11 protein-coding genes are annotated in these 13,446 nt (G+C 72.5%); 4 read left to right on the top strand and 7 right to left on the bottom strand.

Going from position 1 to position 13,446, the window contains the following annotated elements:
• Nucleotides 1-174 precede the first annotated feature (174 nt).
• Nucleotides 175-1,392 (bottom strand): trans-sulfuration enzyme family protein, encoded by a 1,218-nt coding sequence (locus ACQEXA_RS44725; protein WP_432925295.1) that lies wholly within the window; start codon nt 1,390-1,392, stop codon nt 175-177.
• Nucleotides 1,393-1,452: 60 nt separating this feature from the next.
• Between ACQEXA_RS44725 and ACQEXA_RS44720 the strand changes: the two genes are divergently transcribed.
• A complete protein-coding gene (locus ACQEXA_RS44720; protein ID WP_432925297.1) occupies nt 1,453-1,956 on the top strand; it encodes an Lrp/AsnC family transcriptional regulator in 504 nt (167 codons plus the stop codon).
• 55 nt (nt 1,957-2,011) lie between these two features.
• A complete protein-coding gene (locus ACQEXA_RS44715) occupies nt 2,012-3,706 on the top strand; it encodes a DUF885 domain-containing protein (RefSeq protein ID WP_433132806.1) in 1,695 nt (564 codons plus the stop codon).
• Between the two features lie 45 nt (nt 3,707-3,751).
• Here the strand turns inward: ACQEXA_RS44715 and ACQEXA_RS44710 are convergent, their stop codons facing one another.
• From ACQEXA_RS44710 to ACQEXA_RS44700, 3 genes are all read right to left on the bottom strand, one after another.
• Nucleotides 3,752-4,597, bottom strand: coding sequence for an SDR family oxidoreductase (locus ACQEXA_RS44710; protein WP_432925301.1), 846 nt, complete (start codon nt 4,595-4,597; stop codon nt 3,752-3,754).
• Between the two features lie 62 nt (nt 4,598-4,659).
• The gene (locus ACQEXA_RS44705; RefSeq protein WP_432925303.1) at nt 4,660-5,175 is read right to left on the bottom strand and encodes an immunity 21 family protein; all 516 of its coding nucleotides are present in this window, start codon (nt 5,173-5,175) and stop codon (nt 4,660-4,662) included.
• Between the two features lie 50 nt (nt 5,176-5,225).
• On the bottom strand, nt 5,226-5,708 hold the full coding sequence (locus ACQEXA_RS44700; RefSeq protein WP_432925305.1) for a rhodanese-like domain-containing protein: 483 nt from the start codon (nt 5,706-5,708) through the stop codon (nt 5,226-5,228).
• Between the two features lie 123 nt (nt 5,709-5,831).
• On the opposite strand from ACQEXA_RS44700, the gene ACQEXA_RS44695 reads away from it, so the two are divergent.
• Nucleotides 5,832-6,278: an Lrp/AsnC family transcriptional regulator gene (locus ACQEXA_RS44695; protein ID WP_432925307.1), complete on the top strand. Its 447-nt coding sequence runs from the start codon at nt 5,832-5,834 to the stop codon at nt 6,276-6,278.
• Nucleotides 6,279-6,284: 6 nt separating this feature from the next.
• Here ACQEXA_RS44695 and ACQEXA_RS44690 read toward each other — a convergent pair whose 3' ends face one another.
• The 3 genes from ACQEXA_RS44690 to ACQEXA_RS44680 form a co-directional block, all read right to left on the bottom strand.
• Nucleotides 6,285-9,278 carry an AAA family ATPase gene (locus ACQEXA_RS44690; protein WP_432925309.1) on the bottom strand — a complete coding sequence of 998 codons (2,994 nt, stop codon included), beginning with the start codon at nt 9,276-9,278 and terminating at the stop codon, nt 6,285-6,287.
• A 31-nt stretch (nt 9,279-9,309) separates the two neighbouring features.
• Nucleotides 9,310-10,473 (bottom strand): exonuclease SbcCD subunit D C-terminal domain-containing protein, encoded by a 1,164-nt coding sequence (locus tag ACQEXA_RS44685; RefSeq protein WP_432925311.1) that lies wholly within the window; start codon nt 10,471-10,473, stop codon nt 9,310-9,312.
• A gap of 94 nt (nt 10,474-10,567) precedes the next feature.
• The gene (locus ACQEXA_RS44680) at nt 10,568-11,194 is read right to left on the bottom strand and encodes a YigZ family protein (protein ID WP_433132804.1); all 627 of its coding nucleotides are present in this window, start codon (nt 11,192-11,194) and stop codon (nt 10,568-10,570) included.
• A gap of 257 nt (nt 11,195-11,451) precedes the next feature.
• Here ACQEXA_RS44680 and ACQEXA_RS44675 point away from each other — a divergent pair, with 257 nt between their 5' ends.
• The gene (locus ACQEXA_RS44675; RefSeq protein ID WP_432925315.1) at nt 11,452-13,443 is read left to right on the top strand and encodes an amino acid transporter; all 1,992 of its coding nucleotides are present in this window, start codon (nt 11,452-11,454) and stop codon (nt 13,441-13,443) included.
• Nucleotides 13,444-13,446 lie beyond the last annotated feature (3 nt).

Genomic DNA, 13,446 nt, shown 5'->3' with positions numbered 1-13,446 from the left:
CCGGACCACCGCTGCCGAGGGAGCGTTCACCCAACGGAGGTCGGACCACCGGCCCGCACCACCCCAGTCAGTCGACCGCCCACCCCACCACGGCCGGACCACCGATCGCCCCACCGCAGCAGAGCAACCGGTGACCCCCAGCCGGCCGGCTCCCGGGCCTACCGGCTCCCCGGCCTACCGCCCCGCGACCTCCTCCTGCCGCCAAAGGTTCAGGGCGCGCTCCGCTCCCAGAGCCATGTCGAGATCGGTCCACAGGTCCTCGACGTCCTCCAGGCCCACCGACAGCCGCAGCAGCCGGTCGCTCACCCCGGCGTCCCAGCGGTCCGTCTCATCGACGATGCGGTGGCTGATGGACGCCGGGTGCTGGATCAGGGTGTCGACACTGCCGAGGCTGACGGCGGGAGTGATCAGACGGACCCCTGCGATCACCGCGTGGGGATCGCCGTTCACTTCGAAGGCGATCATCGCGCCGCCGATCCGCGGGTAGTGGACGCGGGCCACCCGCGGGTCCGCGGCGAGCCGGCGGGCCAGTTCGGCGGCGGTGGACGACGCGGCCTGCACCCGCACCGGCAGTGTGGACAGACCGCGCAGCAGCAGATAGCCGGCGAGCGGGTGGAGCACGGCGCCCGTCGCGAAGCGCACCTGGCGCAGCCGACGCGCCAGTTCCTCGTCGCAGGCCACCACCCCGCCCATCACATCGCCGTGCCCGCCCAGGTACTTCGTGGCACTGTGCAGGACCAAACGCGCTCCCTGCTCGGCGGGGCGCTGGAGCACGGGTGTCGCGAAGGTGTTGTCCACCAGGAGCGGTACGGACCCGCAGGCGTGGGCGACCGCGCGCAGGTCGACTTCCGCGAGCGTCGGGTTGGCCGGGGACTCGACCATGACCAGACCGGTGTCGGGGCGCAGGGCGTCCTCTATGCCGGCCGGATCCGTCCAGGTCACCTCCGAGCCGAGCAGCCCGGCGGTCAGCAGATGGTCGCTGCAGCCGTAGAGCGGGCGCACCGCGACGACATGGCGCAGACCCAGCGCGTTCCGGGCGAGCAGGACGGCGCTGAGCGCCGCCATGCCGCTCGCGAACGCGACCGCGCTCTCGGTGTTCTCGAGCCGGGCGAGCGCGGACTCGAACCGGGTCACGGTGGGGTTGCCGAGCCGCCCGTAGACGGGCGGGCCCGCGAGCTCCGCGCCGTCGGCGGCGAAGGCGTCGATACGGGCGGCCTCGCCGCGGCTGTCGCGGGAGGGATAGGTCGTGGAGAGGTCGAGGGGCGGCGCGTGCAACCCCAGCTCGGCGAGGTCCTCACGTCCGGCGTGCACGGCCTCGGTGGCGAGTGCCCGGCGAGCGGGCGAGTCGCCGGTGGGACATCCGTCCTGAGCGTCATGAGTCCGGGAATCCATGGACGGCAGACTGAACAACGCCCGTGGCCGCGGTCGAGAAGCCCGTGTTACGTTCGGCACATGGCCGCTTCCGTCGTACTGGACCCGGTGGATCTCCACCTTCTGAGGTTGTTGCAGAACGACGCCCGGACGACCTACCGCGACCTCGCGGCCCAGGTGGGGGTCGCGCCGTCGACCTGTCTGGACCGGGTGACGAGGCTGCGCCGCTCGGGCGTGATCCTCGGCCACCAACTGCGGCTCGACCCGGCGAAGCTGGGGCGCGGCCTGGAAGCTCTGCTGTCGGTGCAGGTCAGACCCCACCGGCGGGAGCTGGTGGGTCCCTTCGTGGAGCGGATCCGGGCGCTGCCCGAGTCCCGCACGGTCTTCCACCTCACCGGGCCCGACGACTACCTGGTGCATGTCGCGGTCGCGGACATGTCCGACCTGCAGCGGCTGGTTCTCGACGAGTTCACGGCGCGGCGGGAAGTGGCGCGGGTCGAGACCCGGCTGATCTTCCAGCAGTGGGACTGCGGCCCCCTGCTGCCTCCCGGCCATGCCGTGCCGAAACCTTCCGGCACGACGTAAGCCGAGCGCGGAAACCCCGTGACGCGGACCACGTCGCCGTATCAGGATTGTCCGCATGTCAGACACCACCAGCAGCCCCCTGCCCCGGGAGGTCGCCGACGCCTACGTCGACGCCCTCGTCGCCCTCGACCCCGTCACCGGCACCTATCTCGGGGTGAAGGAGAGTTCGAGCAGATTGCCCGACACCTCGCCCGCGGGCCAGGAGGCACTCGCCGAGCTGGCGCGGGAGACCCTCGCGCGACTCGACGAGGCCGAGCGCCGCCCCGGCGCCGACAGCGACATCGAGCGCCGCTGCGCGCGCCTACTGCGCGAGCGGCTCGTCGCCCAACTCGCCGTCCACGAGGCCGACGAGGCCCTCAGGACGGTGAGCAACCTGCACAGCCCGGTGCACTCCGTGCGTGACGTCTTCACGATCACTCCCACCGCGACGGACGAGGACTGGGCGGCGATCGCCGAGCGACTGCGCGCCGTCCCCGCCGCGCTGCGCGGCTACCGCGAGTGCCTCGCCCTCGGCCTGGAGCGCAAGCTGTACGGGGGGCCGGGCCCGGCCGCGACGTTCATCGAACAGCTCACCGAGTGGTCGGACACGGACGGCAAGGGCCGCGGCTGGTTCGAGGACTTCGCGTCCCAGGGCCCGGAGGCGCTGCGCGCGGAGCTGGACGAGGCGGCGCGTACGGCGACCGCGGCCGTCGTGGAACTGCGGGACTGGATGCGGGACGTGTACGCGCCGGCGATCGAGGGCGCGCCGGACACGGTCGGCCGCGAGCGCTACGCCCGCTGGGCTCGCTACTTCAACGGTACGGACCTGGACCTCGACGAGGCGTACGCCTACGGCTGGTCCGAGTACCACCGCCTGCTCGGCGAGATGAAGAAGGAGGCGGAAAAGGTTCTGCCCGGCGCCGAGACCCCGTGGGTCGCGCTGGCGCACCTCGACGAGAACGGCACCCGCATCGAGGGCGTCGACGAGGTCCGCGAGTGGCTCCAGGGTCTGATGGACGAGGCGATCGAGGCGCTGGACGGCACCCACTTCGAACTGGCCGAGCGGGTGCGCAGGGTGGAGGCCCGCATCGCCCCGCCCGGCGGCGCCGCGGCCCCGTACTACACGGCTCCCTCCCAGGACTTCTCGCGTCCCGGCAGGACCTGGCTGCCCACCATGGGCCAGACCAGCTTCCCGGTGTACGACCTGGTCTCGACCTGGTACCACGAAGGTGTCCCAGGCCACCATCTCCAGCTGGCCCAGTGGGTGCACGTGGCGGAGAACCTCTCCCGCTACCAGGCGACGGTGGGCCTCGTCAGTGCCAACGCGGAGGGGTGGGCCCTGTACGCGGAGCGCCTCATGGACGAGCTGGGCTTCCTCACCGACCCGGAGCGCCGGCTCGGCTACCTGGACGCCCAGATGATGCGCGCGGTCCGCGTCATCATCGACATCGGCATGCATCTCGAGCTGGAGATCCCGGCCGAGTCGCCGTTCCACCCGGGAGAGCGCTGGACGCCGGATCTGGCCCAGGAGTTCTTCGGCTCGCACAGCAGCCGTCCGGCGGAATTCGTGGAGAGCGAGCTGATCCGCTACCTCTCGATGCCGGGCCAGGCGATCGGCTACAAGCTGGGCGAACGCGCCTGGCTTCTGGGCCGCGAGAACGCACGGCGGCGCCACGGCGACGGGTTCGACGCGAAGGCCTGGCACATGGCCGCGCTCTCGCAGGGCTCGCTGGGTCTGGACGACCTGGTGGAGGAACTGTCCGGGCTGTGACAACGGAAGACGGCGGGGCCCGGATCGTCGCTCCGGGCCCCGCCGTCAGCGCCGGAAGCCGCCCTCCGAGTCGATGACCTGTCCGGTGATCCAGGCCGCCTCGTCCGTGGCGAGCCAGGCGATGAGGCGTGCGGGGTCGTCCGGCATGCCCCAGCGCCCGGCCGGGAAGCGCTCGGCGACGGCCTGGTACGCCGCACCGGTCAGGTAGTTCGTGTCCACGGGACCGGGGTTGACCGTGTTGACGGTGATGGCGTGCTCCGCCAGCGCGGTCGACAGCGAACGCGTGATCGAGGCGAGAGCGCCCTTCTGCAGGGCGTACGCGATCTCGCCCGGCATGCCGCCCGCGATGTCCTGCCCCGAGGTCATCATCACCACCCGCCCACCGGCACCGCCGCCGGGCAGTCCGGCGCGCAGCCGGGCGTACGCCTGGATCAGGAGCAGTACCGAGCGGGTGTCCACGGCCCAATGGGCGTCCAGCATGGCGGCGTCGAGGGTGTCGAGTGTGCCGTCGCTGCCGCTGAGGGCGTGGTTGGCGACGAGGATGTCGATCCGTCCGCCGAGCGCTTCGGCGGCCCTCGCGATCAGTTCGGCGGGGGCGGCCGGGTCGGACAGATCGGCCGGTCCGTGGGCCACGGGCGCCTCGGGGTCGCCGAGCGCGGCACGCACCTGGGCGACGACGTCCTCGGGACGGTCGGCGCCCCAGGGCATCTTCGCGTCATGCGGCACGTGGTGGTGCAGATAGACGCCGGCACCGTACGCGGCGAGCCGACGGGCGACCGCGAGGCCGATGCCCGCGCGGCGGCTGGCCCCGGTGACGAGGGCGGTCCGGCCACGCAGGGGCAGGGGGTCGCGGCGGAGGTCTTCGGGAATGGAGTACGCGGCAGGCGGCATGACCGCATGATGCGCAAGGGAAGAGGGGGTACGCACTCGATTTGCGGCGTCCCCGGCCTCCGTCAGTCGCCCGTCCTGCGCACCTGCACGAGCCCCATCCACACCTCCGGACCCGGTTCCACGTACGCCGCCCGCACCGCGTACCGCCCCGGGGCGAGTGTCACACGAAGGTGCTCGGTGTGCTCGGACTCGTCTCCGGGCCAGGCCGCGTCGAACAGCCGGACGTCACCCGGCACGTCCCACTGCACCTCGGGCTCCCACTCGGCCGTCCGCAGCGCCTCGGGCACCCGGTCGAGCAGCGTGGACTCGGAGTCCGCGGCGCACCACCGCACGAACGTGCCGTGCTCCGGCAGGAAGGCGGTGGAGGCGGGCTCGTCGCCGAGGACCAGGGCGCGGGTGTCACCGACCGGCAGCAGACCGATGTAGCCCTCGACCTCACATGCCCGGTCGTAGTCGGATGACGTCTCGTCGCCGTCGGCGCCCGCCCAGAACGGCAGCACCGCCTCCGGTACCAGGATGAGCGGTCCCCCGCCCGACTCCACCCACTCGACCGTTCCTTGATCCGCGTATCTGGCCATGCCCAGAAGCTACACGCACGAGGCGTACCGGAGGGACAGCTTCCGGCCGATCAGCAGCCGCAGTTCGCCGCTTCCGCGGGTGCCGTCAGCGGGTCGGCGGCGCGGCGTTCCGGGCCTTCCCCGGTCTCGAACCCGAAGCCCTCCCGCACCCAGTACTCGAAGCCGCCGAGCATCTCCTTGACCTGGAAACCGAGTTCGGCCAGGGCGAGTGCCGCACGGGTCGCTCCGTTGCAGCCGGGGCCCCAGCAGTACGTGACGACCGGCACGGACTTGTCGAGGAGCTGTTCGGCCTGCTCCGGGACGAGCGCGGTCGGCAGATGGACGGCGCCGGGGATGTGGCCCTGGTCCCAGGCCGCGGTGGAGCGTGAGTCGAGGAGGACGAGGCCAGGGCCGGCGCCGGCGGACAGTGCGGCGGCGACGTCGGACACATCGGCGTGGAAGGCGAGGCTCGCCCGGAAGTGGGCGGCGGCCGTGGCCGGGGCGGCCGGGGGCACACGCAGGACGGGGTTGACGGACGTCGTGTCCATGGTCATCGTCGGGCCTTTCCCTGGATGTTCTCGACGTCCCGAAATCTACGGTCACCGACCGCCTCCCTGCAGGTGCGATCGACGGCAGCCCTCTTGAGCCGCCGGGGATTCCCCTGCTATCACTCGGGAATGACCGCGTATTCCCCGGACGCCACCGACTGGCGCATCCTCGACGTCCTCCAGCGCGAAGGCCGCTCCAGCTATGCCGAGCTGGCGCGTGCCGTCTCCATGTCCCCGAGCGCGGTCACCGAACGGGTCAGGCGGCTGGAGGAGGCAGGTGTCATCCAGGGGTACGCGGCGGTCGTCGACCCGGAGCGCCTGGGTCTGCCCATCCTGGCGTTCGTCCGGCTGAGATACCCGAACGGCAACTACAAGCCGTTCCACGACCTGGTGGCCGCGACTCCCGAGATCCTGGAGGCGCACCACGTCACCGGCGACGACTGCTTCGTCATCAAGGTGACGGCGCGTTCGATGCGGCATCTGGAGGAGGTGTCGGGCAGGATCGGTGCGCTCGGCTCGGTGACGACGAGCGTGGTGTACTCCTCGCCCCTCCCCCGCCGCCCCCTCGGCCGCTGAGCCGCGTCAGCCGGCTCCCCGCTGCCGTAGCACCGATCCCGTCCTGCCCTTCACGACCTCCAGGCGGGCGTGGATGCGCCGTCTCAGGTCCGCGACATGGCTGACGATGCCCACGCTGCGGTCCCGTTCACGCAGCGAGTCCAGGACGTCGAGGACCTCGTCCAGGGTCTGGTCGTCGAGACTGCCGAACCCCTCGTCGATGAAGAGCGTGTCGAGGCGGATCCCGCCGGCCTCGTCGGTGACGACGTCCGCGAGGCCGAGGGCGAGCGCCAGAGAGGCGAAGAACGTCTCTCCGCCGGAGAGGGTCGCCGTGTCGCGCTCGCGCCCGGTCCACGCGTCGACGACATGCAGTCCGAGGCCGCTCCGGCCGCGACCGGAGCGGTCGTCGGAGTGGACCAGGGTGTAGCGGCCCGAGGACATGCGCCGCAGTCGTACGGTCGCTGCGGCGGCCACCTGTTCGAGGCGGGCGGCGAGCACATACGACTCCAGGCGCATCTTGCGCTCGTTGTCGGCTGAGGTACCGGCCGCCAGGGACGCCAGCCGGGCCACCCGGTCGTACTGCCGGCGCAGAGGCGCGAGACGCCGGACGGACGCGTTGGCCCGTACCGACAACCGGTCGAGTTCCGCGCAGCGGCGGGCCGCCGCGTCCTGGGCGGAGGCGGCGTCCTGGAGCCGGCGGGCCGCGGCCTCGGCGGCACGCTCGGCACCGTGCAGGTCGGCGGGCGGCTGCTGTGCGGCGGCCACCGTCTCGAGCTCGGCGAGTACCGCCCGCACGGCCGCCTCCTCCTGCTGCCAGACGTCGAGCCGCCGTTGCAGTTCGCGGTGGGCCGCGTCGTCGAGGAGGGCGTCGGCCGCGGCCTGCGGGGTCTCGAACCCGGCGCGGAAAGCGGCGTCGGCGAGCCGTCCCTCGGCGTCCTTGAGCCGGTGGGCGCTGTCCTCGGCGGCGCGCGCGGCGTCGGCGGCCTCGGTGAGCAGTGCGGCGGTGCGTTCCAGCTGCGCCGAACGCGCCACAACGCTTCCCGCGTCACCCCGGGCCCGGGTCAACTCCTCTTCCAGCGCTGCCCGTTCACGATCAAGTGCGTCGCGGCGGGAGAGCCGGGCCGCCCCGCGCACGGCCGCCTGCTGCCGGTCCGCGATGCGCCTTTCCCGCTCCTGCTCCGCCCGCCTCAATTCCTCCTGTGCGGCGTGCAGCTGCGCCGCGCCGGCCCGCGCGGTGCGCAGGAGCCGCTCCAGGTCGTCGGCCTCCTCGGCCAGCCGGGCTGTCGGGGCGTCGCCCGCCTCGGCGGTCGCGGCGGCCAGTGCCTCCCGTACGACGCCGAGCCGCCGTTCGTCCTCGGCGCGCTCCTCGTCGGCCTGCCGGTGGGCGGCAAGGGCCCGCTCCTCCGCCTCCCGGCCGACGTGCCCGGCGACCTTCCGCGCGGGCGCGGGGTGTTCCACGGCGCCGCAGACGGCGCAGGGCTCGCCGTCCACGAGGCCGGCGGCGAGCTCCGCCGCTATGCCCTTCAGGCGCCGTTCCTTGAGGTCGAGCCAGTGCTCGTGCGCCTTCAGCGCGCATTCGCGGGAAGACAGGGCGCGGGCCTGGGTCGCTTCGGTGTCCCGGGCCAGCTCGTCGCGCATCCGGGCGGCGTTGAGCCGCCTCTGCGCGGGCTCGCGCTGCACTGCGAGCTGCTCGGCCCGGGTGGCATCCTGCTGTGCGGCGTCGATCCGGCTCTGCAGGTCCGTCCGGATCTCCTCCCAGCCGCCCAGCCAGTCCTCGGCCTCCTGAAGCACGGCCTCGTCGGCGTGCTCCTCACGGTCCAGTTCCGTCCGCTCCGCGGCGAGCCCGGCCACCCGCTCTTCGGCACGGCGGGCCGACTCCAGACCGCCGAGCTCCTCGGCGGCCCGGCGCGCGGCGGCGGCGAGTCCGGCCACGCCGGCCTCCCCGAACGTCGCCGGGAGCTGGGCACGCAGGCGCGCCTCCGCTGCGGCAGCGCCCCGGTGCTCGCTCTCCGCGCGCTCGCACAGGTCCAGCGCGGGAGCCACTGCCTCCGCCTTGCGGCTGCGCTCCATGCGGGTCTGCGCCGCACGGTGGGCCTCGGCCCGCTCCTCGAGCAGCGCCGCACGCTCCCGGGCCTCGGCGAACCTGCGCTGGAGTCGCGCCCGTTCGCGGACGTCGCCGAGGAGGCGCTCAGCCGTGGCGCGCGCGGATTCAGCGGCCTTACGCGCGCAGTGTGCGACGGTGAGCCGTTCACGCGCCGTGCTCCGGGCGACGGCGGCCCAGCTCAGCAGGGCGTCGGCGAGCCCGGGGTCGCCGGGGGCGAGGTCCGGCAGGGGCAGTGCGTCACCGGCCGCCTGCTGCATCCGGTGCGCGTCGGCGAGCAGCGCGGTGTCCCCGTCCCGTACTTCGGCCTCCGCCGCCCGGCGCCGCTCGGCCAGGCGTTTTTCGACCTCGGCGAAGCGGTGGGTGTCGAACAGCCGGCCGAGCAATTTCGCCCTGGCCTCGGCGTCGGCGCGCAGGAACCGGGCGAAGTCGCCCTGGGGCAGCAGGACGACCTGACAGAACTGCTCGCGGCTCATCCCCAGCAACTGGGTGATCTCCTCGCCGATCTCCTGGTGGGAGCGGCTGAGGCTCTTCCAGGCGCCGGCCGCGGAGTCGTACTCGCGCAGCCAGGTCTGGGCCTTGTCGGTCGTCGTGCCGGTGCCGCGCTTCTTGGGGCGCTCCCACGGCGGCTGCCGGGTGATCTCCAAGCGGCGTCCGGCGACGGTGAGTTCGAGCCGGACCTCGGTGCGCGTCTGAGCGGCGGCGTGGTCGCTGCGCAGGTTCAGGCCCTGGCCGCTCTGCCGGGCGCCAGGTACGGCCCCGTACAGGGCGTAGCACACGGCGTCCAGGACGGAGGTCTTGCCGGCGCCCGTCGGTCCGTGCAGCAGGAACAGCCCGGCGGCGGACAGTTCGTCGAAGTCGACCTGTTGGGTGCCTCCGAAGGGGCCGAAGGCGGTGATGTCGAGCCGGTGCAGCCTCACAGGGCTCCCTCCGTGTCCCGTGAACGCATGGTCACCGGGCGGCCTCCAGGACCGCCTCGTCGGCGCGCACCGCGTCGAACGCGTCCCGCAGGACTGACCGTTCGTGCTCGTCGGGGCCCGCCCCGCGCACATGCAGCACGAAGTCCTCCGCGACCTCCTGGTCGGAGCGGTCGGCCAGCCGCCGGGCATACGAGACGCCGGACTCCTCGGGGGCGCGCTCGGGTTCGAAGACAAGGCTGAGCGTGTGCGGGAAGCGCTCGGTCAGCCGGGCCATGGGCTCGGTGGGCCGCACCGGATCGGTGAGGGTGGCCTCCACCCATGCCTCCTCGTGGCCCGCCAGCCCGGGGTCCGCGAGCAGGTCCTCCAGGCGTCCCCGGATCCGTGCCAGGCGGCGCGGTACCGGGCAGGCCACGCGCTCCGCCGTGACCGAGCCGTCCGCGCCCAGGTCGACGAGCCACATGCTCTTGTGGTGGCCGGACTCGGAGAAGGAATACGCCAGCGGGGAACCGGAATAGCGGATCCGCTCGGTGATGGTCTGACTGCCGTGGAGATGGCCGAGGGCCGCGTAGTCCACTCCGTGGAAGACGCCGGCGGGTACCGCGGCGACCCCGCCGACCGTGATGTCCCGCTCGCTGTCGCTGGGTTCGCCGCCGGTGACGAAGGCGTGGGCGAGGACGACGGAACGGGTGCCGCGTGCGCGCCCGGCGAGATCGGCGCGGACCCGGTCCATGGCGGCGGCGAGCACCGCCTCGTGTGCCGCCTTCTCGACCCCGAACTCGTCCTTCACCAGGGCCGGTTCGAGGTACGGCAGGCCGTAGAAGGCCACATCGCCGTGGGCGTCGGCGAGTACGACCGGTGTGCCGCAGGCTGCCGGGTCCGTCCGCAGATGGATGCCCGCGCGGCCGATGAGCCCCGCGCCGACGCCCAGACGACGGCCCGAGTCGTGGTTGCCGGAGATCATCACCGTGGGCACGCCGAGCTCGGCGAGGCGGTGCAGGGCGTCGTCGAACAGCTCGACGGCGGCCAGCGGCGGCACCGCGCGGTCGTACACGTCCCCCGACACGACCACCGCGTCCACGTCGCGCTCACGCACGGTCGCGACGAGATGCCCGATGAACTCGGCCTGGGCGTCGAGCAGGTTCACCCGGTGGAACGCCCGGCCCAGATGCCAGTCGGAAGTGTGCAGCAGCCTCATGATCCCCGAGACTAACGGCCGGGTCTGACATCACGGGCGGTTACTCCCGTATCGGCCCGCATCAGGGCCGACCGTGCGTCAGACGCCGGGCCCGTCACCCGTCCCCGTACGCCTCTCCGCCGAGTTCGAATCCGGCCGTACCCGCGGTGACGTCCGCGAGCCAGGCCCGGAAGGCCTCCACGTCCGAGTCCGGCAGCCCGATCTCGATCGTGACCGCCTCCCCGTAGCGCACGTCCCGCACATCACGGCCGGTCGCCCGCAGGTCGTTCTCCACCTTGCCCGCGCGCTGGTGGTCGACCGTCACCGTGGCCAGCCGGAACCGGCGGCGGGTGACCGTGCCGAGCGCGTCGAGGGCCTCGCCCACGGCTCCCCCGTACGCCCTGATGAGCCCGCCCGCGCCGAGTTTCACCCCGCCGTAGTAGCGGGTCACGACGGCCACCACGTACCGCATGTCGCGGCGCAGCAGCATCTGGAGCATGGGGACGCCCGCGGTGCCGCCCGGTTCGCCGTCGTCACTGGCCTTCTGCACAGCGGCGTCGGCTCCGACGACGTACGCGTAGCAGTTGTGCGTGGCGTCGGCATGCTCCTTGCGGACACCCGCGATGAAGTCCTGGGCCTCCTGCTCGGAGGCGGCCGGGGCGAGGGCGCACAGGAAGCGGGAGCGGTTGACCTCTGTCTCGTGCACGCCCGCGCGGGCGACTGTGCGGTACTCCTCCTGCATCGGGCCAGCGTATGCGGCCGCCCACCCGCGCGCCGCACGAGGGCCCGGACCCGGTCGAGGGACCGGGCCGGTACGCCGCCACCGCGCTCCGCCTTTGTGGGCCCCGGCTCCCCTTCGGGCGTTCGCCGCCGTTTCCGGGGCAGATGATCACATAGTGGATGCGCGCTCGTCGTTGTCCGCACACCCCGGGTCCTGGCGGGCCCGGGTCCATGCCGCGGCCCGTGGGGCCGCCCCGAACGATCCAGGGAGAGCGAAGCATGCCCGGCACCCAGGTGGAGAGCCCGGACGCCGCCGGACCCGCCCATCCACGGCCCTCCGCCACCAAGGCCCACTGGCGGGCGTGGCTCCTGGACGGTCTGAGCGAGCGTACGGCCCGGCACCCGGGTCCGCACGCCGCCCCGGACGACGGGCACAAGGGCCACCCCTGGTGGCGGGTCATGTGCCTGACCGGTGTGGACTACTTCTCCACCCTGGGCTATCAGCCCGGTATCGCCGCGCTGGCGGCCGGGCTCCTGTCACCGCCGGCGACGCTGGTCCTGATCGCGCTGACCCTCTTCGGCGCCCTCCCCGTCTACCGCCGGGTGGCGCATGAGAGTCCGCACGGCGAGGGGTCCATCGCCATGCTGGAGCGGCTGCTGCCGTGGTGGGCGGGGAAGCTCCTCGTCCTCGTCCTCCTCGGCTTCGCGGCCACCGACTTCATGATCACGATCACCCTGTCGGCCGCGGACGCCGCAGCGCACGTCGTCGAGAATCCCTTCGCACCGCACTGGACGGAGGGTGGGAACGCCTGGATCACCCTCCTTCTGCTCGCCGCGCTCGGCGGTGTCTTCCTGAAGGGGTTCAAGGAGGCCATCGGCATCGCCGTGGCACTGGTGGCCACCTATCTCGCCCTCAACGTCGTCGTGCTCGCGGTCTCCGCCTGGGAGGTGCTGAGCCATCCGGTGCGGATCGGTGACTGGACGCACGCGATGATCGCCGAGCACTCCTCGCCACTCGCGATGGCCGCAGTGGCGCTGCTCGTCTTCCCGAAACTTGCGCTCGGCATGTCAGGCTTCGAGACGGGCGTGGCAGTGATGCCACAGGTCAAGGGCGATCCCACGGACACCTACGCGGATCCCGCCGGCCGGGTCCGGGACACCCGGAAGCTGCTCACCACAGCCGCCGTGATCATGAGCGTCTTCCTTCTGCTGTCCAGCCTGGCGACGACGATCCTGATCCCGCAGGACGCCTTCAAGAGCGGCGGACCGGCCAACGGACGGGCGCTCGCGCATCTCGCGCACCAGCACCTCGGCGAGGGCTTCGGCACGGTCTACGACATCGCGACGATCGCGATCCTGTGGTTCGCGGGGGCCTCCGCGATGGCCGGGCTGCTGAACCTGGTGCCGCGCTATCTGCCGCGCTACGGCATGGCCCCGGAGTGGACGCGCGCCGTACGGCCTCTCGTCCTGGTCTTCATCGCGGCCGCGGTGCTCATCACCCTCTGGTTCGACGCGAACGTCGACGACCAGAGCGGCGCGTACGCGACCGGAGTGCTCGTACTGATGCTCTCGGCCGCGTTCGCCTCGACGGTCGCCGTGCACCGGCGCGGTCACCGGACGGCCGCACTCGGCTTCGGCACGATCACCGCCGTCTTCGCGTACACCTTGGTGACCAACATGATCGAGCGGCCCGACGGCATCAAGATCGCACTGATCTTCATCGTCACGATCCTGGTCACGTCCTTCGCCTCACGTGTACACCGCGCGTTCGAACTGCGCGCGGCAGCCGTGACGTTCGACGAGACGGCGGCCCGGTTCATCGACGAGGCCCGGGCGAGCGGGCCACTCAGGCTGATCGCCAACGAGCCGCAGGAGCACACCACCGGCGAGTACCGCGCCAAGGAGTACAGCCAGCGGGAACAGACCCATATCCCCGGCGGGCGCCCGGTGCTGTTCCTGGAGGTCTATGTCACCGACTCCTCGGACTTCACCACCGATCTGGCCGTCCACGGCGACGAGAAGCACGGGGTGCGCAGGCTGCGCGTGGCCGGCGCGACGGTGCCCAACACCATCGCGGCCGTCCTGATGGAGCTGCGCGAACGCACCGGCGAGGTGCCGCACGTCTACTTCAACTGGACCGAGGGCAATCCGTTCAGCCAACTGCTGCGCTTCCTTGTCTTCGGGGACGGCGAAGTCGCCCCGGTCACGCGCGAGGTGCTGCGCCGCGCCGAGCCCGGCCCGGAGCGCAGGCCCCGGATCCATGTCGGTTAGCCC

The organism is Streptomyces sp. CA-106110 (assembly GCF_050936285.1).
Taxonomy (GTDB): Bacteria; Actinomycetota; Actinomycetes; order Streptomycetales; family Streptomycetaceae; genus Streptomyces.
The sequence above is the reverse complement of the archived record's forward strand: the minus strand, read 5'-3'. Positions and strand labels throughout refer to the sequence as shown.

Excerpts from the sequence above, each read along its gene's own strand:
- ACQEXA_RS44725 (WP_432925295.1), bottom strand. The coding sequence starts at position 1,392 with ATGGATTCCCGGACTCATGACGCTCAGGACGGATGTCCCACCGGCGAC.
- ACQEXA_RS44720 (WP_432925297.1), top strand. The coding sequence starts at position 1,453 with ATGGCCGCTTCCGTCGTACTGGACCCGGTGGATCTCCACCTTCTGAGG.
- ACQEXA_RS44715 (WP_433132806.1), top strand. The coding sequence starts at position 2,012 with ATGTCAGACACCACCAGCAGCCCCCTGCCCCGGGAGGTCGCCGACGCC.
- ACQEXA_RS44710 (WP_432925301.1), bottom strand. The coding sequence starts at position 4,597 with ATGCCGCCTGCCGCGTACTCCATTCCCGAAGACCTCCGCCGCGACCCC.
- ACQEXA_RS44705 (WP_432925303.1), bottom strand. The coding sequence starts at position 5,175 with ATGGCCAGATACGCGGATCAAGGAACGGTCGAGTGGGTGGAGTCGGGC.
- ACQEXA_RS44700 (WP_432925305.1), bottom strand. The coding sequence starts at position 5,708 with ATGACCATGGACACGACGTCCGTCAACCCCGTCCTGCGTGTGCCCCCG.
- ACQEXA_RS44695 (WP_432925307.1), top strand. The coding sequence starts at position 5,832 with ATGACCGCGTATTCCCCGGACGCCACCGACTGGCGCATCCTCGACGTC.
- ACQEXA_RS44685 (WP_432925311.1), bottom strand. The coding sequence starts at position 10,473 with ATGAGGCTGCTGCACACTTCCGACTGGCATCTGGGCCGGGCGTTCCAC.
- ACQEXA_RS44680 (WP_433132804.1), bottom strand. The coding sequence starts at position 11,194 with ATGCAGGAGGAGTACCGCACAGTCGCCCGCGCGGGCGTGCACGAGACA.
- ACQEXA_RS44675 (WP_432925315.1), top strand. The coding sequence starts at position 11,452 with ATGCCCGGCACCCAGGTGGAGAGCCCGGACGCCGCCGGACCCGCCCAT.